Origin of the sequence: Actinomadura vinacea (assembly GCF_039532545.1) — a bacterium.
Classification (GTDB): domain Bacteria; phylum Actinomycetota; class Actinomycetes; order Streptosporangiales; family Streptosporangiaceae; genus Spirillospora; species Spirillospora vinacea.
Genome location: NZ_BAAARW010000022.1, coordinates 24,174 through 43,021 on the forward strand (window position 1 = coordinate 24,174; position 18,848 = coordinate 43,021).

Consider the following 18,848-nt stretch of genomic DNA (forward strand, 5'->3'; position numbering starts at 1 on the left):
GTCGTGTTCCGGGGCATGGGGCCTGGAATGCAAGATCCCCAGGTCCGACCACATGGTCCGACCTGGGGAACTGTGGTGGGCGATACTGGGATTGAACCAGTGGCCTCTACCGTGTCAAGGTAGCGCTCTCCCACTGAGCTAATCGCCCGCGATCGAGCCCCGCCGGGGGCGCGGTCGGTTGAGGTGGAGACGGGATTTGAACCCGTGTACACGGCTTTGCAGGCCGTTGCCTCGCCTCTCGGCCACTCCACCAGAGCGAGACTGTTGCCTCACCTCAGAGCGGAAGACGGGATTTGAACCCGCGACCCTCACCTTGGCAAGGTGATGCTCTACCACTGAGCCACTTCCGCGTGTCCTGCTCGGGGCCGGGGCCCCTTGCGGCGACGGGGAAAACATTAGCGTGTCCGGGCCGCTTCCCCAAACTGGGTTTCGAGACCGGGTGTCGGAACCGGGTGACGCGGACGGTTCGAGCGGCGTCGAAGCGTGCGGCGCCTAAAGTCGGACTTATGACCGGTTTTCAGGCGGACATCGCGCCGGTTGCGGCGCTGATGGCGGATCGGGCGCGGGCGGCGATGCTGACCGCGTTGCTGGACGGGCGGCCCCTGGCGGCCGGGGAGCTGGCGCGCACGGCGGGGGTGAGCGCCCAGACGGCGAGCGCGCATCTGGGGCGGCTGCTGGACGGCGGGCTGGTGACGGTGGTCAAGCAGGGACGGCACCGGTACTACCGGCTGACGGGGGCCGAGGTGGCGGAGGTCATCGAGGCGCTGAGCCGGATCAGCCCGGCGGTGGAGGTGCGGAGCCTGCGGCAGTCGCGGCAGGCGCAGAGGCTGCACCGGGCGCGCAGTTGCTACGACCATCTGGCCGGCGAGGTGGGCGTCGCGTTGTACGCGGCGCTGGTCGGCGGTGGGCTGATAGAGAAGGCAGGGCCGTTCGACGTGACGGCGAAGGGGGAGGAGCGGTTCGCCGAGCTGGGAATCGATGTCGGCGTGTTGCGGAAGGCACGGCGGCGGTTCGTGGGGGAGTGCCTGGACTGGACGGAGCGGCGGCCCCACCTGAACGGGGCGCTGGGGGCGGCGCTGATGACCCGGTTCATCGAGTCGGGGTGGCTCGAACGCGGCAAGGGCCGTGAGCTGTATGTGACCGAGGCCGGGCACAAAGGGCTGGCCGACTCGTTCGGGTGCGTGCTGCCGTGAACGAGTTCGCCCATGTGGGCGGGATACTGGCGACCGGGCTCGCGGATGTGACGTCGGACCTCGGGGCGTTGGAGTCCCGGGGCTGGTGGGCGGTCGTCGTCACCTACGAGGGCAAGGTGACCTGCGCCCGCTTCGACCGAGTCGGGCCGGGAGCCCATCCTGGGGGCCGTTGGGTCGCTCCGGGGGAGTGGGACACGTCGTTGGACGAGGCCGCCTACGTGCGTGGGGTCCAGCGCATCCGGGACGCCATCGCCGAGGGCATCGTCTATCAGGCCAACCTGTGCCGGGTGATGAGCGCGCCCATGGGACGAGGCGCGGACATGGCCGGGCTGGGGCTGAGGCTGAGCGAGCGGCACCCGGCTCCTTACGCGATGACGTTGCGGGTTCCCGGCCTTGAGGTGGCGAGTGCTTCGCCAGAGCTGTATCTGGCGCGGGACGGGGACGTGGTTGAGTCGCGTCCCATCAAGGGGACCGGGCGGACCGAGGACGACCTGCTGCCCAAGGACCGCGCCGAGAACGTGATGATCGTGGATCTGGTCCGGAACGACGTGGGACGGGTGGCGGAGGCCGGGTCGGTGACGGTGCCCGAGCTGTGCGCGGTCGAGCGGCACCCCGGCCTGGTCCATCTCGTGTCGACCGTCCGGGCGAGGACGGCGCCCGGGAAGGGCTGGCCGGAGCTGCTGGAGGCGACGTTTCCTCCCGGTTCGGTCACCGGTGCTCCGAAGTCGAGCGCGCTCGACCTGCTGGATGAGCTCGAACCTGTTCCCCGCGGGCCGTACTGTGGGGCCATCGGCTGGGTGGACGCGGACTCCCGGCGCGGTGCCCTGGCGGTCGGGATCCGGACGTTCTGGGCCGAGGAGGGCCTGCTGCGGTTCGGTACCGGGGCGGGGATCACCTGGGGGTCCGAGCCGGCCCGTGAATGGCGCGAGACCGAGCTGAAGGCGGCTCGGCTATTGGAGGTGGCTGCCGGTGACGGCGGGGCAGGGCAAGATCTGGCTGAACGGGGAGCTGCTCGATCCTGACCGGGCGCGGGTGTCGGTCTACGACCACGGCATGCTCGTCGGGGACGGGATCTTCGAGACGGTCAAGGTCACGAACGGGGAGCCGTTCGCGCTCACCCGGCATCTGCGCAGGCTGGCCCGTTCGGCGGCCGGGCTGGGACTGCCCGAGCCCGACCACGACGCGCTGGCGCACGGCACCCTGGAGGTGCTGGCGGCGGCGCCGAAGTGGCCGCTGGCCCGGATCCGGATCACCTACACCAGCGGTGTCGGCCCGCTCGGCTCGGACCGGGGGAGCACCGGCCCGACGGTGTCGATCATCGCCGCGGAGCAGAAGCCGTTCCCGGCGACCGCCGACGTGACCGTGGTGCCGTGGCCGCGCAACGAGCGCGGGGCGCTGAGCGGGCTGAAGACGACCTCCTACGCCGAGAACGCGCTGGCGCTGGCGTACGCCAAGGAGCGCGGCGGCGGCGAGGCGATCTTCGGCAACCTGGCCGGGAACCTGTGCGAGGGCACCGGCAGCAACATCTTCGTCGTGCGGGGCGGCCGGCTGGTCACGCCGCCGCTGCCGGCGGGCTGCCTGGCGGGCGTGACGCGGGCGCTGGTGCTGGAGTGGTCCGGCGCCGAGGAGGAGGACCTCCCGCTGGAGGACCTCTACCGGGCCGAGGAGGCGTTCCTGACCTCGACGACCCGGGACGTGCAGCCGATCCGCGCGGTCGACGGCACGGTACTGCCCACCGCGCCCGGGCCGGTCACCACCAAGGTCATGGAGGTCTTCGCGGCCCGGTCCGCCGAGCTGATGGATCCCTGACCCGCCGGCCCCATGGGGCGGGCCCGTGGTCAGGGGCCCGTGGTCAGGGGGCCCGTGGTCAGGCGCGGCGCATGTCGCGCCGCTCGCGCAGCACCGACTCCCACGAGTCGAGGGCGCTGGAGCGGTCGAGCCAGTACTCCGTCTCGACGGGCGACGGCGCCTCCAGGTCCCGTACCGCGAGCCAGCGTGCCGCGACCTCCGCCAGCCCCGGATGGCAGTCCTGCTCCCGGACGTGGTCCATCAGGGTCCGCGCCCGGTCCAGCAGCTCGGAGTCGGTGCCGTCGACGGCGGCCAGGAAGGTGCGGGCCAGCAGCACCATCCAGCGGTCGGCGGCGCCGTGGCTTTCGGCCAGCAGGGCCTCTCCCCGCTCGATGAGCGCCTGCGCGTCGGCGGCCGGCTGCGATCCCGTGCGGGCGACGCCCCGCCAGATGTAGGTCTGCGCGATCCCGACACCGACGCCGAGGTCCTGGTTGATCCGCAGCGCGCGGTCGAGGACCGTCTCGGCGTCCAGGGGGCGGTGCAGCGCCAGCACCATCCCGAGGTGGCGCCAGCCGGTGTCGCGCAGCACGCCGCCGGATTCCAGCTCGGGATCGTCGATCAGGTCGTGGAAGCACTGCTCGGCGGCGGCCAGGTCGCCCTGCAGCATGTGGAACTGGCCGAGCAGGTCGAGGGCCTGGGCGCGGTGGAACCCGACGGAGGAGGCGCGGTTGGGCAGTGCCCAGGCGAGCAGCCGCCGGCCGTCGCCCCGGATCCAGCTGATCCAGGCCAGGTCCTTCTCGGCGGTCTCCCGCAGCGTGCTTGGGGCGGCGGCGACCTCGACGGCGAGCTCCTCGGCCTCGCGGTAGCGTCCGGTCTCCTCCAGGGCCTTGAGGTAGCGGTGCTTGATGAACAGCCGCGCGTACGGGGTGAGGGCCGGGTGGGCGGCCGCGCGCTCCAGCAGCCGCGCCGAGGCCTCCCGGTCGCCGATGCTGCGCTTGGCCATCCCCTGGCAGGTCAGGACGAACGCCTCCAGCGGGTGCCCGGCGGGCGGCGTCCAGGAGGAGACGGCCTCCAGTGCGGCGGTGTGGTGGTGCAGCCGCAGCCCGTAGGCCATGTCGTACAGCCAGTCGGGGACCTGGCCGGTGCGCAGCGAGAGCAGGCCGGCCGCGCTGAAGCCCTGGATGAGGCGCGCCGGGTCGGCGGTGGTGGGGTCCTTGACGTCCTCGCGGAGCCGGGCGCGCAGATCGTCGACCATGCGGCCGGCGGCGCCCCGCCACTCGGTCTCCGACCAGGCGTCGTCGGTCTCGGGGTCGTGCTCGCGGACGGCGTCGCGGATGTACTCGTCGACCGAGCGGTGCAGCCATCCAGAATCCTCGACCTGCACGATCGGGCGTGCGAGGAACCGCTCGACGGCCGCGTCCCGTACGTTCGGCACCGCCGCGCGCAGCAGATCGGCGTCGAACCGGTCGACCAGGGACGAGGCGCGCAGCAGCGCCCGTTCTTCGAATGTCAGATCACGCATCACGCGAATAACCATTTCCGCGAACGTCCCGCCGAATCCTTCCGGGTCCGGTGAGTGCCCGCTTGCCACGAGTTGATCGAAGTATTCCGCCGACAGTTCCAGGTAGAGGGGGACGCCTCCCGAGGAGTCTATGATCTTCTGCCGGATGGGCTCCGGGATCGCCGCCTCTCCCTCGCGCGTCAGCCGGAGCCGCAGATAGCCGTCGGCGTCCTCGTCGCTCAGGCCGGCAAGCCGGCGCTGCGCCGAGGTGAAAGGGGAGGGCGGCGCGGCGGCGAGCGCCGGCCAGTAATTGGAACCGGTGTAATGAATGGCGCCGTGATGACCGTCGCCCCACGTCAACCGGTTTCTGCCGCTGATCACGAAGAGCACGTTGGGCATCAGGTACATGAGCCGGGAGAATTGGTCCTCCAGACCGCCCTGGGCCCGGCGCTGCCCGTCCACCCGTTCGAAGGTGTCCAGGAACACGACGGTCTCGACGGGTTCGCCGTCGTGTTGCTGCGCGAGGTCCCAGGAGAGCAGCGCGGGCAGGAACGGCAGCATGTCGCGGGGTGATTCGGTCTCCATCAGCTCGGCGAAGCCCGGGCATTCGGTCAGCAGCCGGTCCCGCCTGATCCGGTCGCGGATCCGGCCGACCAGCAGTCCGGTGGCCTGCCGGGCCAGCCCGGCCAGCGGCACCGGACCCAGCAGCGCGTTCAGCGACTCGTCGAGCTGCCGCGGCAGCTCCAGCGCCCCGTTGAAGCGGCGCAGCGCCGAGTTGCGCTCCAGGACGGCCCCCATCGGCAGCCCGGGATGGCAGCGCTGCCAGTAGACCGACAGCGCGAGGTCGAACGCCGGGCAGTGCCCGAGATGCTCGCCGACCGCCGAGCGGATGATGATGATCAGCGTTTCCAGGTCGGTCAGCGCCTGGTCGTCCAGGTTGATCCGGCAGACCGGGCGCCGGGACGCCGCGTCCTCGTGCTCGCCGTCGCGGAAACGCCGTTCCAGCTGTTTGGACAGCGACGTCTTGCCGATGCCGCCCAGCCCGTAGAAGACCAGGAGGTTGCGCCGCTGGGGCGGGGCGGACGCCGCGGGCCGGGCGTGGTCGCGCAGTGCGCGGACCGCGGTGTCGAAGGCCTCGATATGTCCCGCCCTGTCGACGAAGACCTCGCTGACCGTGATCGGTGAAGTGCGCCGCTGATCGAAGAGCCGGTCGAGCTCCATCCGGGGGCATCCTCCTTACCGAGTCGGCCCTTGGGCACTGGCGAGCGCGGCCGATCAGTCAATGGGACGCGAGGCGGATCCGCATGGTTCCGCCTTTCAGGCCGGAGTGTGACCGCCGGGCTTTTTGGCTGGAGCCTATCCCGCACGGATGCGGCCGAACCCGGGCGTGCCTGGCCGGGCTCGGCGTTCAGCGTCCGGAAGCGGTCAGACCTGCGAAGACACCGACAGATACCGCTTCATCGGCAGGCCCGGGAATTCGGCGGACGGCGTCGGCGATCCGATCGCCCGAGAGCGATATGCACAGCGGAAACGTCGATCTTGTGGGCTTTTTCGGCGGCTTTTGCGGCCGAGTCGGAGCTTTCCGCTGTCAGGCGTTCTCGGGAGGTCCCGGAGGCAGGCCGAGGCGGGCTCGGGCGCCCGCGAGCACCGGGCCTTCCCCGCGTCTGGACCGCACGCCTTTTCCGGAGGACGCCTTCGGCGGCGTCTGGGCGGGGACGGGCCGCGGCGACCGCCCGTCGGGCCCGGGAGAGATCGCGGCGGCCATCGCCGCGCCCACGATGCCCGCGTTGTTGATGAGGGCGGCGGGCACGATCGGAGCCCGCACCCCCTTGATCAGCGGTACGAAGCGGTCGGCCTTCCGGCTCACCCCGCCCCCGACGATGATCAGCCCCGGGGAGATCAGGAACTCCAGCCTGGCCAGGTACTCCGACAGCTTCCCGGCCCACTTCGCCCAGCTCAGGTTCTGGTCCACGCGCACCTTGGCGGACGCCCGCGTCTCGCCGTCCTTGCCGCGGATCTCTATGTGGCCGAACTCGGTGTTGGGCACCAGCACCCCGTCGGTGAACAGCGCGCTCCCGATGCCCGTGCCGAGCGTGAGCAGCACCACCGTGCCGTCGCGCCCCTGCCCGGCGCCATGGCTCATCTCGGCGATGCCCGCGGCGTCGGCGTCGTTCAGCACCGTCACAGGCTTACCCGCGGCCTCGGTGAACAGCGCCCGGGCGTCCAGGTCGATCCACTTCTTCGACACGTTGGCGGCCGACCGCGTCACCCCGTCCGACACCACGCCGGGGAAGGTCACGCCGATCGGCCCGGACCACTCGAAATGCCGCACGATCCGGCCCACGACCTCCGCCACGGGGTCCGGCTGGGCGTGCCGCGGCGTGTCGATCCGGAAGCGTTCGGTGACCAGCCGGCCGTTCGCGGGGTCCACCAGCGCCCCTTTGATGCCCGTGCCGCCGATATCGATACCGAGGACCTCCACGGCCGCCCCGCCGCCACTACCGCGCGTGCCGGTGCTGCGCGTGTTCGTGCTGTCCATGCCATAACCCCTGCCCCACCAGGGCGGGAATTAAAGGGACATACCCGGATAGATAATAGTGGCGACCGTCAGCCCTCCACCGCCTTCAAGCCGATCACCCCCACCAGGATGAGGGCCAGGCACAGCACCCGCGGCGCCGACGCGCTCTCGCCCAGGGCGACGATCCCGGTGACGGCCACGCCGAGCGACCCCAGGCCCACCCAGACCGCGTACGCCGTCCCGACGGGCAGGTCCCGCAGCGCCACCGTCAGCACCACCACGCTCAGCAGGCACACCGGCACTCCGATGACGGTCGGCCAGAACCGGGTGAAGCCTTCGGACTGCTTGAGCGCCGTCGCCCACACCAGCTCCATCAACGCCGCCACGACCAGCAGAATCCAGGGCATGACTCAGGCCGTGACGCCGCCGTCGACGGGGATCGCGGCCCCCGTGACGTAGCTCCCGCCGGGCCCCGCCAGATGGGCGGCCATGGCCGCGATCTCCTCCGCGCGCCCGTACCGGCCCAGCGAGATGAACTCCTTCTCCTGCTCGGCCTCCGGCAGATGGGCCGGATTCATCTCGGTGTCGATCGAGCCCGGCTGGATCACGTTGACCGTGATGCCCCGCGGCCCCAGTTCGCGGGCCAGGCCGCGGGTGAAGCCGAGCAGCGCCGATTTGCTCGTCGAGTACAGCGTCCAGCCCCCGTACGGCACTCGCTCGGCCAGCGAACTGCCGATGCTGATGATCCGTCCGTCGGCCGGCAGATGCCGGGCCGCGGCGGCCTGTGACGCGACGAACACGGCCCGCACGTGGACGGCCAAGGTCCGGTCGACCTCCTCGGGCGTCACGTCCTCCACCGGGCCGAACGGGGCGATCCCGGCGTTGTTGACGAGGATGTCGAGCCGTCCCAGCTCCTCTGCCGTACGGTCGACGGCCGCCACGACCGCGTCCGGATCGGCGGAGTCGGCCTGGAGCGCGAGCGCGCGGCGTCCGGTCGCCTCGATATCGGCGGCGACCTCGCCGGCGCGGTCGGCGGCGCTCACATAGGTGATCGCCACGTCGGCGCCGTCCCGGGCGAGGCGGCGCGCGATCGCCGCGCCGATCCCGCGCCCGCCCCCCGTCACCAGGGCCGTCTTCCCCTCCAGCGGCGTGTTCATCTGACCACCCCTCGATTAATCGGAAACTTCTCCGGTTAGCCCTCACGCTAATCGGAGGATTCTCCGGATGCAACTCGGAGTGGAGGACCCTCCGGTTCGATAGGCTTCGGACCGGGGAAGAACCGCCTGGTCAGGACGAGGAGGCGCGCGATGAGCGGAAACGGTGTGCGCGGACTGCCGCTCGCCGGCGGCCCCCCGGTCGAACGCGCGGACGCCGCCGAGAACCGCCGGAAGATCCTCGCCGCGGCCGCGGAACTGCTCGCCTCGCGCGGCGTCGAGGCGCTGTCCATGGACGAGGTCGCCCGCGCCGCCGGAGTGGGCGTCGGCACGGTCTACCGGCGCTTCCGCGACCGGGCGGGGCTCGTGTACGCGGTGCTCGACGACCGCGAACGCGAATTCCAGGAAGGCTTCCTCCAAGGCCCCCCGCCGCTCGGCCCAGGCGATCCGGACGGAGCGGGCCCAACCCCTTTGGAACGGGTGCGGGCCTTCTTGCACGCCCTCGCCGACCGTACGGAGGCCCAGTCCGAACTCCTGGAAACGGCCGAGATGGATTCGGCTGACGCGCGCTTCCGGGACGGCTGGTACGCGCTCTATCAGAGCCACCTGGCGACGCTCATCACGCAGATACGTCCCGGCGCCGACGGCATCTACCTTGCGGACGCCCTACTGGCCCCCTTGGCGGCCAACCTCTTCCGCTATCAGCGCCACACGCAGGGAATGTCCCTGGAACGCATCAAGACGGGCCTGGACGCCCTCTTGGACGGCATTCGACCCGCCGCCTGACGAACGTACGTATTCGTTGCCCGATGGGCCTTATGGGATCACCCCACATCCGGCCAGACTGGGAGCCGTGAACGATTTCGATCTTCTTGTGCTCGGATCGGGACCCGGCGGCCAGCGGGCGGCCATCGCCGCCGCCAAACTCGGCCGGCGGGTGGCCATCGTCGACCGCCGCAACATGATCGGCGGGGTCTGCATCAATACCGGGACGATCCCGTCCAAGACCCTGCGCGAGGCCGTCCTGTACCTGACCGGCCTCAACCAGCGCGAGCTGTACGGCCAGAGCTACCGGGTCAAGGACGAGATCACGGTCGCCGACCTGGGCATGCGCACCCAGCACGTGATCGGCCGGGAGGTCGACGTCATCCGCAGCCAGCTGGCCCGCAACCGGGTCACCGTGATGCCCGGCACCGGGCGGTTCCTGGAGCCGAACGCGGTCGGCGTGAGCAGCGGCTCGGACCACGACCGCGAGCAGAAGATCACCGCGGACCGCATCGTGATCGCCACCGGCACCCGGCCCGCCCGCCCCGACACCGTCGAGTTCGATGACCGCGCGGTCATCGACTCCGACGGCATCATCAACATGGAGCGCATCCCCGAGACCATGGTCGTGGTCGGCGCCGGGGTGATCGGCATCGAGTACGCCTCGATGTTCGCCGCCCTCGGCACCAAGGTCACCGTGGTCGAGCGGCGCGAGCGGATGCTGGAGTTCTGCGACCTGGAGATCGTCGAGGCGCTCAAGTACCACCTGCGCGACCTGGCCGTCACCTTCCGCTTCCGCGAGACGGTCGCCTCCGTCGAACGGATGGCGCGCGGCGCGATCACCGTCCTGGAGAGCGGCAAGCGGATCCCCGCGGACACGGTCATGTACTCGGCCGGCCGGCAGGGCATGACCGACGGCCTCGGCCTGGCCGCCGCCGGCCTGGCCGCCGACCACCGCGGCCGCATCAAGGTCGACGAGCACTACCGCACCGAGGTCCCGCACATCTACGCGGTCGGCGACGTGATCGGCTTCCCGTCGCTGGCGGCCACCTCGATGGAGCAGGGCCGGCTGGCCGCCCACCACGCGTGCGGCGAGCCCGTGCACGAGCTGCACGAGCTGCAGCCCATCGGGATCTACACCATCCCCGAGATCAGCTTCGTGGGCCGGACCGAGGACGAGCTGACCGAGGCCAAGGTGCCCTTCGAGGTGGGCATCTCCCGCTACCGGGAGCTCGCGCGCGGCCAGATCATCGGCGACTCGTACGGGATGCTCAAGCTGCTGGTCTCACCCGAGGACCGGCGGCTGCTGGGGGTGCACGTCTTCGGCACCGGGGCCACCGAGCTCGTCCACATCGGGCAGACCGTGATGGGCTGCGGGGGAACGGTCGACTACCTGGTCAACGCCGTCTTCAACTACCCCACCCTGGCCGAGTCCTACAAGGTCGCGTCGCTGGACGCGATGAACAAGATGCGGCACATCGCCCGGCTGAGCGAGTGACTCAGGAGGGCCAGAGGAGGTTCTCCAGCTCGGCGTCGATGTCGATGTACTCCGTCTCCCGTCCGGCCGGCACCACCTCGTAGGTGCGGTGCAGGAAATCGGCCAGGGGGGACAGGGGGGCTTCGAAGAGGGCGTTCCCGAAGGGGGACGACAACGCGATGTGCAGAGTGTCGTCATCGGGCCCCGCGGGCCACACCTCCACGTCGCCATCCCCGACCTTGCGCACGATTCCCACTGTGAGCAGCTCCCGAGCGAAGATCCACTCCACCGGATCGTCCTCACCGACGTAGAAGGCCATACGGATGGCATACGGATCGTCGGCCGCGTACTCCAGACCGGCGAGCAGGGGGACGGTCGTGCGGTCAGGGACGACGAGACGAAGGCCCAGCTCTGCTGAGACGGTGGTGCTGCTGTTCATGGCCACTTTCCTTCAGACGTCGGTCCCGCTGGCGCGCGGGGCGTTCCGATGGGCTCACTCCCACCCACGGACATCCCCGCGATCTATGACGCCTAACTGCGGCGACACGAGGGAACATTCCAGCTCAGGCGCGGGATGTGACCTATCTCACAATCGGAAAAAGTACTCCTGACCTGGGCAAAAACGGATCAAACGACTGTGGGGTAGGGGTTGACGGGCGGACAGGGGGACGCATCATGTGTGACGATCGGGAGGGCCTCGATGGTTGCCCGCTCGGCGTGGACGGCCCGAACCGGCCAGCGGGGTGTCCTAGAGTAAAGCCGTGGCGAAAAACCCTGAAAAAGAGGTTCCGGCCCCACCCGCTGCCGCCGGGCCGGCCGAGGAGCCCAGGATGTACGCGAGATACCGCGAGTACGTCCGCCGCAACGCCCTGCTGAACACGACCTGGCGGATCGGCGTCTTCACCGTCGGCGTGACCGTCCTGATCGGCGGCCTGGTCATGATGGTCGCCCCCGGCCCGGGCATCCTGGGCATCATCGTCGGCCTGGCCATCCTCGCGACCGAGTTCGCCTGGGCCCAGCGCGCCCTGCACCGCGCCAAGGCGGCCGCCGAGAAGGCCAAGGAGAAGGCCCTCGACCCCCGCACCAAGCGCCGCAACACCATCCTGGCCGTCATAGGCGGCCTCCTCGCCGGCGCCGCGGTCCTGGCCTACCTCGTCGTCTACGACTTCACGCTCCCCTGGGACATCCAGGACTACACCCCCTGGAAGTGACCCGGGCAGCGCCCTCGATGCGCGAACACCCCTGGGAATGCGCTAGAGTCTTCGACGTCGGGAACGCCGCAAGGCGCCACCGCCAGGGCGATTAGCTCAGTGGGAGAGCGCTTCGTTCACACCGAAGAGGTCACTGGTTCGAACCCAGTATCGCCCACATAACCCCAGGTCAGAGGTCTGCTCTCGTGGAGAGCAGACCTCTTGCACCTATTCGGACCTGTCGAAGAGGTCATAGGTTCCACCAGCTCCCTTGCCGATGGCTCCAAGGCGTACCCGTCCGGTCCTGGTGTGAGGTGATCGCACGGGCGAGCTTGCCGCCGCCGTCTCTCTCGTCCCCCTACCGCTGGGGTTGCGCGTGGAGGAGGTCCGTGGTGGGAGGAATCTGGGAGATCGTCTTCCTCCCACTTCGAATGCGGTCACCCGAAGGTGGTGCCTGGCATCACTCTCGGTGACCGAATGTTGGCGGGCAGCTTAGGCCGGTTGTCGCCGGCAGGCAATAAAACGGTTCAGGGTTGGGCAGGTCGTCCGTCATGATGGTCGCGTGAGCGCTGGTGATGTCGTGTCCTCCGAGGGTGCGATCGGAGACCACCCGGCACAGCGAGAGCCCACTGGTTCTGCTGGTGCCGTTGTTCTAGAGCAACGTGACGGTCGAATCCTCGTGAGGTCAGCGATAGGCGACCAGGGGCGTGCGGATTCGCGGACGCCCCTGGCCTTCCTGGGCACGATCAGCCTGGCGGATGTCAGCGAGCCCACCCGGGTACAGCTGGTTGAAAGAGATGGCCCCCGGGTTCTTCTCCGGCAGGTGGATCCGGGGGAGCCGGAGGCAGAGCGCGTACCGCTGTATGACGGCGACGAGCTGATCGTGATGCAGGCCCTGTCACATATCGGCTTCAATACCAGCCCCACTCCCAACACGCCAGAGAGCTTCCTGTTCAGCTGCCGGATCGTTCCGGTGAAGTCAGAGCCAGGTCGAGTGCTGGCACGGACCCTGCGCCACGGGGAGCCAGACACTGGTCAAAGGGTCCACGTCCGGCCAGGTGACCAGCTAAAGCTGGTGGACGTCACCGTACATATCGATCACATCGACAGCCAGGAAAGCGCGACCGCATCCGGGCACGTCCCACTGACTCCTGTGCTGTGGACCTGGTTGAGTATCGGCCAAGGGCACGATCCGACCAGGACCCGATACCTGCTGGCCGCTGCGCGCCGCCTCGACACCGCGAACCGGCTGCTGATGGTGATGGAGGATCGGCGCAACCAACTCAACCAAGACGAGCTGGGCGGCCCTCAGATCAGGCGTTGCTTCTTCGACCTAGTCGGAGCAGTAGAAATGGCCGTCGTCGCGCTGGGGAGAGCGGTCGACATGGTGCGTCAGGCTCCGGATCTGGTCGGATGCACAGTGCCCGTCCCAGCTCAGGTGGTGTCCAGCTGGCCCGCCCTCCACCAGATCCGCAACGCCTACGAGCACATCGAGGACCGGGCCCTAGGACAGGTCCACCAGCAGCCGCACCCGGATGCTCTAACGATCTTCGATCAGCGACAACTGCTGACCCACGATGTTCTCGTGTACGGCCAGCACCGGCTGGACGTAGCCGAGGAGATCCCCAATCTCCTTGCCGAAGTGCGCCAGTTTCTGAAGGACGCAGTAGCCAACGGGTAGTCCAACCCTGTGCATGCCGACAGGGGACGTCCGTGCAGGTGAGAGGCGTAGGGGGCGGTGGGCTTCGACGCCGGGCTTGATCGGTCGTGGGGCAGGCCCCGGGTTGTTGGTTCAGGGGCTGGCGGGAGGTCCCGTTCGGGGTTGCGGCGAGCGACTAAAAGATGTTCTTGTAACCACAACTCGGACACCTGAGATAGGGGTGCTCGTTGTCACCGTCTTCCCAGGCCGCAGTGAACTCGCCGCCACCCTGCATCGGTGTATCACAACCGACGCAACGCCGTTCGGAACGGCTACCGTGACGCGAAAGCCCTCGTTCGACCAACCTGCCGTCCTTCATGACGAACTCCACGTCACAAGAGAGACAGCCGAAACCACTAAGGTTCCCGCCGCAGTACGGACAATCGTCGAGTAAATTGCCACTACCGGAAACGGCCAACAACTTGTCTAAGGGCTGTCACGTAATCGCGAGTCGCCTCTGATCGATGATCCTGTGTGGGTCAGGTGATCACAGCTGCTCAGCAAGAGTGGATCGGCCCGTTCACCGGGCTGTCGCCACGACAGTTCCGCGAGCTCGTGCGTGTGGTGGCCGAGCGGGGCGGTACGCAGATCGCCGACCGGCGGCCCGGCCGCCAGTGGGCGTTGCCGCTGTCCGACCGGGTGCTGCTGGTGGCGGTGTACTGGCGCACCAACCTGACCTTGCGGCAGGTCGGGCCTTTGTTCGGCATCTCCCATGCCGCCGCCCACCGCGTCGTGGACACCCTCTCGGCGCTGCTGGCCCTGGCTCCTGTCCGGCGCCGCGGCCCAGAAGATGTGTGCATCGTCGACGGCACCCTGGTGCCCTTGCACGACCGGAGCCTGGCAGCTGGCACAGAGCCCGTCCCGGCTCCGCAGGCACCCTCGTGAGGCTCCTTCGGCGCCAGCGCTGCACCCCTCAGGCGCCAGCCCACGTCATCTCCGGCTACAGTTTCGGCGATCGCCTGCCCAGCAAGGACGTCGGCCTGGACTTCAACGCCTTCATCCGTACGGGTGTATGCGCAATCAATCATGCCCGTTTGTGAGGGAGGCCAGTAGGTCCATCGTGCGTTGCCGGGATCGGCGGCGGTTCTGGCCAACCGGGACGACGAACGCCTGGATGTCTGTGGCGCCCGCGTCGAGGAGGCGTTGGAGTTGGCGGGTCACGCTTTCCTCATTGCCGAGGACGGCCGCGTCGGCAGGGCTCTTGGCGCCGCCGATCTCCATGATGCGGCGGTAGTTCGGCAGTCTCTGGTAGCCGGCCGACGTCGCGGCGGTCGCGGCGCGGGCCTCGTCGAGGTCGTCGTGCACCGCCACCGGCAGACCGGCGACGATCCGTGGCTCCGGCCGCCCCGCGGTGGATGCCGCGTCCTGGATCCGGGGCAGGACGTGGGTCTCGATGGCCCGCGCCGTCGCCATGAAAAGGACCGCCCCGTCGGCCAGTTCGCCGGCGATCCGCAGCAGCCGGGGGCCGAGCGCGGCTAGGTGTGCTGTCCGGACAGGCTTCTGGCCTGGTATTGGGGATCATGGTCGTGTGGTGGGGCGTGGTGAGTTAACGGACAAGGCATGGGCGCGCATCGAGCCGTTGCTGCCTGCGGTGGCTGGGAACGGGCGTCGCTGGCGCGATCACCGGCAGGTGATCAACGCGATCCTGTGGAAGTTGCGCACCGGTGCGCCCTGGCGGGATCTGCCTGAGCGTTATGGGCCGTGGAAGACCGCCCACGAGCGGCTGCGCCGCTGGGCCGCTGACGGGACCTGGGACCGCATCCTGCAGGAGGTGGTGGTCAAGGACGACTCCGTCGGCGCGATCGAGTGGACGATCAGTATCGACTCCACCCACATCCGGGCTCACCAGCACGCTGCCGGTGCCCGGAAAAGGGGGCTGCACCAGCGAGTGGATCGAACGCCTCGCCGTGGACGGGGAAGCCCTCGGCCGATCCCGGGGCGGGCTGACCAGCAAGATCCACCTGGCCGTCGATCGGCGGGGCCTGCCGATGTCGATCCTGCTCACCCCGGGGCAGGCCGGCGACAACCCCCGGCTGCTGCCCCTGCTGGACGCGATCGCCGTGCGGCGAGACGGACCCGGCCGGCCACGCAAGCGACCGGACCGGGTCATCGCCGACAAGGCCTACTCCCACCCCTCGACCCGCGTTGCGCTGCGACGGCGCGGGATCGCGTTCACCAGTCCCGAACGCGACGACCAGATCGCACGCCGCCGCGCCAAAGGATCCCGCGGCGGCCGGCCGCCCGCGTTCGACCAGGACATCTACGCGGGCCGCAATGTCGTCGAACGCTGCTTCAACCGGCTCAAGCAGTTCCGCGGCCTGGCCACCCGCTACGCCAAGCGGGCGGCCTACTTCCACGCCGAGATCACCATCGCCGCCACGATCCTTTGGCTCCGCACAGACTTACAGGACACGCCCTAGGAGCACGGGGACGGGGTGCTGCGCCGGTACGCGTGCGCCGCGGGCGGTCCATTCCGATCCCTCGAAGTCGACCGTCTCGCCGCGCAGTAGCTCGCTCAGGATGCGGAGGTACTCCTCGGTGTTGCTGCCAGGGCGGTCATAGGACAAGCCGTACAGTCCGGTGACGAGCGGTTCGTACGATGGCCCGATGCCCAGGGCGAAGCCGGGGCGGCCCATTGTCTCGGCGACCGCGGCCGCGCGGTTGGCCTGGAGGAGGGGGTGGCAGGGGTAGGTCTGCAGGACCGCGGTCCCCAGTTCGATCGTGGAGGTCTCCCGTCCCGCGATGGCGATCGCGGCGAGCGGGTCGCCGAGGACCGTGCTGTCGTACCAGACGGAACTGAAGCCGTCCTTTTCTGCGGCTTTGGCCTGCTCGACGAGCTTCTCGGTGGTCGTCGGGCGGCCTGTCAGGCCGATCCTCACGGGGGCCCTTTCGACGTGGTGCGTAGGTCATCCGAACGTGTTGCCGGGCAGGCCGTGGACGCCCAGGCCGTGGAGGGCGGTGATCCGGCCGTCGTCTTCGGCGTCGCCGCCCCGGGAGGTCACGACGAGGACGTCGAGTTCCGGGCTGGCGAAGGTCACGCTGGTCGGGCTGGAGGCCGGCACGGGGACGCGCCGGTCGAGCGTGCCGTCCGGCGCGTACCTGCGGATCTCGCCGCCGTGGTAGGCGGCCACCCAGAGGTGGCCTTCTTCATCGACGGTCGCGCCGTCGGGAATGGCCTGGTCATCGGTGAACTCGGTGACGATGCGCCGGTTGGCGGCCGCGCCGGTGACGGGGTCGTAGTTCCAGGCGTAGATACGGCGGAGTCCACTGTCGTTGCAGTAGAACGTGGTCCCGTCCGGGTCGAAGCACGGGCCGTTGGTGACACCGATGGCGTCGCCGATGACATGGACGCTCAAGTCCGGATCGATGCGGCAGAGGTGGCCGGACGGGCTGGGGAGGTCGCCTTGTCCAGAGGTCAGGGCCTTGGTGAGCGCGCCGTCGGCCATTCCGGTGATGAACCGCCCCTCGCGATCGACGGTGCAGTCGTTGAATCCGTATCCCGGGCCGCGGCCGGCATCGAAGATCAGCTCCGTGTCGCGCGACTCGAGGTCGAACAGGTACACCCCGCCCCCTGAGGTGACGATGGTGCCGCCTTGCTTGCGCAGTGCGAGCGAGGAGAGCGTCTTCCCGGGAAAGGTCCAGCTTTGCAGATCGCCGCCGTCCAGGGCGCAGCGATACACCGTGGCATGGAACACGTCGATCCAGTAGAGCCGCTGCTGGTCGACGTCCCAGAGCGGGCCCTCGCCCATCGTCATCTTCGGCTCGGCAATGACTTGCGCGTCCACCATGGAAACTCCGATCTCGGTGCGGTCCGTCGCCGTGTCAGGCGTTGACGAACTCTTGTCCGACCAGCGTGGTGCGGTGCATCAAGCGGCGTGAGGTCGGTTCGAACGGCAGCGCGCGGTGCAGCATCCCGGTGTTGTCCCAGTGCACCAGGTCGCCCCGGCGCCATTGGTGCCGCAGGGAGAACTGCGGCTGGGTCGCCCAGGTGAGCAGGCGGTCGAGCAGCTCCCGGCTACGGTCGCGAGGCCTTTCGACGATCGTGTCGGCGGTCGCCCCGATCAGAAGGGACTTGCGTCCGTTCCGTCGCGTCCACACCAGCGGGTGCACCCTCGTGGGCACCTTCTCCCACTCGGCTCGTTGCATGTCGGTGGCGTCTGGGTAGGCGATGCGCTGGGCGGCGGCGAAGCTGTGGACGACCCGCAGGCCGGCGATCTCGGCCTTCTCCTGGTCGGAGAACGCGTCGTAGGCGGCGTAGGTGTTGGCGAACTCGGTGTCGCCACCGGCGGGGTCGACGTCGCGGGCGGTGAGCAACGTCCCCTTTTGCGGCAGTTCATCGGTGGCGCCGTCGATGTGCCACAGGAAGTTCCCCCGGCGGTAGCCGGCCAGGATGCTCTTGTCGGGGTCGAGGGTGATCTTGGCGATCTCGGGGTGTTCGCCGGGGTCGTTGACTTCGGTACGACCACCTCGCCCAGCAGGCGGCTGAAGGCGACGAGATCGCCGTCATCGATGTCGATCTCCCGGAACACGATGACGCCGTGCTGATCCAGTGCCGCCCGGCAGTCGTCGGCCGCTTTCCTGTTCGCGAGTTCTGGGCCGGTGAGTCCGCTGATCTCCGCGCCGATATGCGGCGTCAACGGGGTGACCTTGATGGACATGGCTTCCTCCCACTCGACGGGGTACAGTCGCCGATATTATACGTTCGTAAAACACGAGTGCGAGTTGCGTCCGCCTCCTACTTGCGCCGCACAGCCGGAGTGTCGTCGTGGGTCGGCCACCGCGGCGGGTCGCATCCGTGGAAGGGAAGGACGTCATGGCAGGTCGTCTCGAGGGCAAGGTCGCGATCGTCACGGGTGCCGGTTCGGGCATCGGATGCGCGAGTGCCGAACTGTTCGCCGCGGAAGGGGCGGAGGTGGTCTGCGCCGACATCAGCGGCGATGAGGAGAAGACCGCGGCCGCGATCGGCGCGGCCGCGGTCGCCCTGCACGTCGACGTCTCCGTCGAAGCCGAGGTGGAGGGGATGGTCGCCATGGCGCAGGACCGTTTCGGCGGGCTCGACATCCTTCTCAACAACGCCGGCATCGGCGGTCCGAAACGGCTCGTCACCGAGCAGACCGAGGAAGCGTTCGACCTGGTCCTGGGTGTGAACCTCAAAGGTGTGTTCTTCGGGATGAAGCACGGCATCCCGGTGATGCTCCGCACCGGCGGCGGCTCGGTGATCAACACCGCGTCGGCCGCCGGGCTGGTCGGATGGCGCAAGAACGCGCTGTACGGCGCGTCCAAGGGCGGTGTCATCCAGATGACCAAGGCGGTGGCGCTCGACTACGCCGACCAGGGGGTTCGGGTCAACGCCGTCTGCCCCGGCATGACCTGGACCGGATTGGTCCCGGACGCCGAACAGCACCCGGAACCGCCCGCCGACGCGGTCATGCCCCATCAGCCGATGAAGCGATGGGGACTGTCCAGCGAACTGGCGGCGGCCGCGCTCTTCCTCGCCAGCGATGAGTCGTCATTCGTCACTGGAGTGGCCCTTCCGGTGGACGGGGGCTACGTCTGTGGCTGA

General features: G+C 69.2%; 17 protein-coding genes, 4 tRNA genes and 2 pseudogenes. 11 read left to right on the top strand and 12 right to left on the bottom strand.

The genetic code is table 11. The annotated features are described in order from the left end of the window. Positions 1 to 73: 73 nt before the first annotated feature. The 3 genes from ABD340_RS29920 to ABD340_RS29930 form a co-directional block, all read right to left on the bottom strand. A tRNA-Val gene (locus ABD340_RS29920) sits at positions 74 to 148 on the bottom strand. 33 nt (positions 149 to 181) lie between these two features. Beyond that, positions 182 to 252: transfer RNA gene (locus ABD340_RS29925), tRNA-Cys, on the bottom strand. A gap of 26 nt (positions 253 to 278) precedes the next feature. Then, positions 279 to 350: transfer RNA gene (locus tag ABD340_RS29930), tRNA-Gly, on the bottom strand. A gap of 156 nt (positions 351 to 506) precedes the next feature. Between ABD340_RS29930 and ABD340_RS29935 the strand changes: the two genes are divergently transcribed. From ABD340_RS29935 to ABD340_RS29945, 3 genes are read left to right on the top strand one after another with little or no spacing between them, the layout of a single operon-like run. Beyond that, positions 507 to 1,193 carry an ArsR/SmtB family transcription factor gene (locus ABD340_RS29935; RefSeq protein ID WP_344593448.1) on the top strand — a complete coding sequence of 229 codons (687 nt, stop codon included), beginning with the start codon at positions 507 to 509 and terminating at the stop codon, positions 1,191 to 1,193. Continuing rightward, positions 1,190 to 2,215 (top strand): chorismate-binding protein, encoded by a 1,026-nt coding sequence (locus ABD340_RS29940; protein ID WP_344593449.1) that lies wholly within the window; start codon positions 1,190 to 1,192, stop codon positions 2,213 to 2,215. Before ABD340_RS29935 ends, ABD340_RS29940 begins: the two co-directional genes overlap by 4 nt. After that, on the top strand, positions 2,163 to 3,002 hold the full coding sequence (locus tag ABD340_RS29945) for an aminotransferase class IV (RefSeq protein ID WP_344593450.1): 840 nt from the start codon (positions 2,163 to 2,165) through the stop codon (positions 3,000 to 3,002). The genes ABD340_RS29940 and ABD340_RS29945 overlap by 53 nt, the downstream gene beginning before the upstream one ends. Positions 3,003 to 3,060: 58 nt before the next feature. Here ABD340_RS29945 and ABD340_RS29950 read toward each other — a convergent pair whose 3' ends face one another. The 4 genes from ABD340_RS29950 to ABD340_RS29965 form a co-directional block, all read right to left on the bottom strand. Beyond that, entirely contained in the window at positions 3,061 to 5,703 is a 2,643-nt protein-coding gene (locus ABD340_RS29950) for a tetratricopeptide repeat protein (RefSeq protein WP_344593451.1), read from the bottom strand. Between the two features lie 367 nt (positions 5,704 to 6,070). After that, positions 6,071 to 7,021 (bottom strand): polyphosphate--glucose phosphotransferase, encoded by a 951-nt coding sequence (gene ppgK / locus ABD340_RS29955; protein WP_344593452.1) that lies wholly within the window; start codon positions 7,019 to 7,021, stop codon positions 6,071 to 6,073. Positions 7,022 to 7,089: 68 nt separating this feature from the next. Then, the gene (locus ABD340_RS29960) at positions 7,090 to 7,407 is read right to left on the bottom strand and encodes a DMT family transporter (RefSeq protein ID WP_344593454.1); all 318 of its coding nucleotides are present in this window, start codon (positions 7,405 to 7,407) and stop codon (positions 7,090 to 7,092) included. 3 nt (positions 7,408 to 7,410) lie between these two features. Then, positions 7,411 to 8,157 carry an SDR family NAD(P)-dependent oxidoreductase gene (locus ABD340_RS29965; RefSeq protein WP_344593455.1) on the bottom strand — a complete coding sequence of 249 codons (747 nt, stop codon included), beginning with the start codon at positions 8,155 to 8,157 and terminating at the stop codon, positions 7,411 to 7,413. A 150-nt stretch (positions 8,158 to 8,307) separates the two neighbouring features. Here ABD340_RS29965 and ABD340_RS29970 point away from each other — a divergent pair, with 150 nt between their 5' ends. Both ABD340_RS29970 and sthA read left to right on the top strand, forming a co-directional pair. Beyond that, entirely contained in the window at positions 8,308 to 8,940 is a 633-nt protein-coding gene (locus ABD340_RS29970) for a TetR/AcrR family transcriptional regulator (RefSeq protein ID WP_344593457.1), read from the top strand. A gap of 67 nt (positions 8,941 to 9,007) precedes the next feature. Continuing rightward, entirely contained in the window at positions 9,008 to 10,417 is a 1,410-nt protein-coding gene (gene sthA / locus ABD340_RS29975; protein ID WP_344593458.1) for a Si-specific NAD(P)(+) transhydrogenase, read from the top strand. Position 10,418: 1 nt separating this feature from the next. On the opposite strand, the gene ABD340_RS29980 is transcribed toward sthA, so the two are convergent. Further along, complete coding sequence (locus ABD340_RS29980; protein ID WP_344593460.1) at positions 10,419 to 10,835, bottom strand: SsgA family sporulation/cell division regulator; 417 nt, start codon at positions 10,833 to 10,835, stop codon at positions 10,419 to 10,421. Positions 10,836 to 11,226: 391 nt separating this feature from the next. Here ABD340_RS29980 and ABD340_RS29985 point away from each other — a divergent pair, with 391 nt between their 5' ends. From ABD340_RS29985 to ABD340_RS30000, 4 genes and pseudogenes are all read left to right on the top strand, one after another. Beyond that, a complete protein-coding gene (locus ABD340_RS29985; protein ID WP_344593462.1) occupies positions 11,227 to 11,607 on the top strand; it encodes a PGPGW domain-containing protein in 381 nt (126 codons plus the stop codon). Between the two features lie 85 nt (positions 11,608 to 11,692). Next, positions 11,693 to 11,764 (top strand) — tRNA-Val (locus ABD340_RS29990). 645 nt (positions 11,765 to 12,409) lie between these two features. Beyond that, positions 12,410 to 13,267, top strand: a complete 858-nt coding sequence (locus ABD340_RS29995; protein ID WP_344593464.1) for a hypothetical protein — start codon at positions 12,410 to 12,412, stop codon at positions 13,265 to 13,267. A 492-nt stretch (positions 13,268 to 13,759) separates the two neighbouring features. Then, positions 13,760 to 14,131: pseudogene (locus ABD340_RS30000) on the top strand (transposase family protein); the annotation flags it as partial. A 174-nt stretch (positions 14,132 to 14,305) separates the two neighbouring features. On the opposite strand, the gene ABD340_RS30005 reads toward ABD340_RS30000, so the two are convergent. After that, positions 14,306 to 14,797 carry an LLM class flavin-dependent oxidoreductase gene (locus ABD340_RS30005; protein ID WP_344593666.1) on the bottom strand — a complete coding sequence of 164 codons (492 nt, stop codon included), beginning with the start codon at positions 14,795 to 14,797 and terminating at the stop codon, positions 14,306 to 14,308. Positions 14,798 to 14,816: 19 nt separating this feature from the next. Between ABD340_RS30005 and ABD340_RS30010 the strand changes: the two genes are divergently transcribed. Next, positions 14,817 to 15,705, top strand: a protein-coding gene (locus ABD340_RS30010; protein WP_425547475.1) for an IS5 family transposase whose coding sequence is annotated in 2 segments (ribosomal slippage) — positions 14,817 to 15,182 and positions 15,184 to 15,705 — 888 coding nt in all. Because the reading frame shifts where the segments join, the coding sequence is not laid out codon by codon here. Here ABD340_RS30010 and ABD340_RS30015 read toward each other — a convergent pair. The 3 genes and pseudogenes from ABD340_RS30015 to ABD340_RS30025 form a co-directional block, all read right to left on the bottom strand. Then, complete coding sequence (locus tag ABD340_RS30015) at positions 15,688 to 16,164, bottom strand: LLM class flavin-dependent oxidoreductase (RefSeq protein WP_344593466.1); 477 nt, start codon at positions 16,162 to 16,164, stop codon at positions 15,688 to 15,690. The genes ABD340_RS30010 and ABD340_RS30015 overlap by 18 nt on opposite strands. Before the next feature lie 27 nt (positions 16,165 to 16,191). Beyond that, complete coding sequence (locus ABD340_RS30020; protein ID WP_344593468.1) at positions 16,192 to 17,073, bottom strand: SMP-30/gluconolactonase/LRE family protein; 882 nt, start codon at positions 17,071 to 17,073, stop codon at positions 16,192 to 16,194. 34 nt (positions 17,074 to 17,107) lie between these two features. After that, positions 17,108 to 17,943: pseudogene (locus ABD340_RS30025) on the bottom strand (TauD/TfdA dioxygenase family protein). Between the two features lie 155 nt (positions 17,944 to 18,098). On the opposite strand from ABD340_RS30025, the gene ABD340_RS30030 reads away from it, so the two are divergent. Next, positions 18,099 to 18,848, top strand: a complete 750-nt coding sequence (locus ABD340_RS30030; RefSeq protein ID WP_344593469.1) for an SDR family NAD(P)-dependent oxidoreductase — start codon at positions 18,099 to 18,101, stop codon at positions 18,846 to 18,848.

What these genes read in the sequence shown, in the direction of transcription:
- ABD340_RS29970 (WP_344593457.1), top strand. Translation starts at nt 8,308, where the DNA reads ATGAGCGGAAACGGTGTGCGCGGACTGCCGCTCGCCGGCGGCCCCCCG.
- ABD340_RS29935 (WP_344593448.1), top strand. Translation starts at nt 507, where the DNA reads ATGACCGGTTTTCAGGCGGACATCGCGCCGGTTGCGGCGCTGATGGCG.
- ABD340_RS30020 (WP_344593468.1), bottom strand. Translation starts at nt 17,073, where the DNA reads ATGGTGGACGCGCAAGTCATTGCCGAGCCGAAGATGACGATGGGCGAG.
- ABD340_RS30030 (WP_344593469.1), top strand. Translation starts at nt 18,099, where the DNA reads ATGGCAGGTCGTCTCGAGGGCAAGGTCGCGATCGTCACGGGTGCCGGT.
- ABD340_RS29960 (WP_344593454.1), bottom strand. Translation starts at nt 7,407, where the DNA reads ATGCCCTGGATTCTGCTGGTCGTGGCGGCGTTGATGGAGCTGGTGTGG.
- ppgK (WP_344593452.1), bottom strand. Translation starts at nt 7,021, where the DNA reads ATGGACAGCACGAACACGCGCAGCACCGGCACGCGCGGTAGTGGCGGC.
- ABD340_RS29950 (WP_344593451.1), bottom strand. Translation starts at nt 5,703, where the DNA reads ATGGAGCTCGACCGGCTCTTCGATCAGCGGCGCACTTCACCGATCACG.
- ABD340_RS29980 (WP_344593460.1), bottom strand. Translation starts at nt 10,835, where the DNA reads ATGAACAGCAGCACCACCGTCTCAGCAGAGCTGGGCCTTCGTCTCGTC.
- ABD340_RS29965 (WP_344593455.1), bottom strand. Translation starts at nt 8,157, where the DNA reads ATGAACACGCCGCTGGAGGGGAAGACGGCCCTGGTGACGGGGGGCGGG.
- ABD340_RS29985 (WP_344593462.1), top strand. Translation starts at nt 11,227, where the DNA reads ATGTACGCGAGATACCGCGAGTACGTCCGCCGCAACGCCCTGCTGAAC.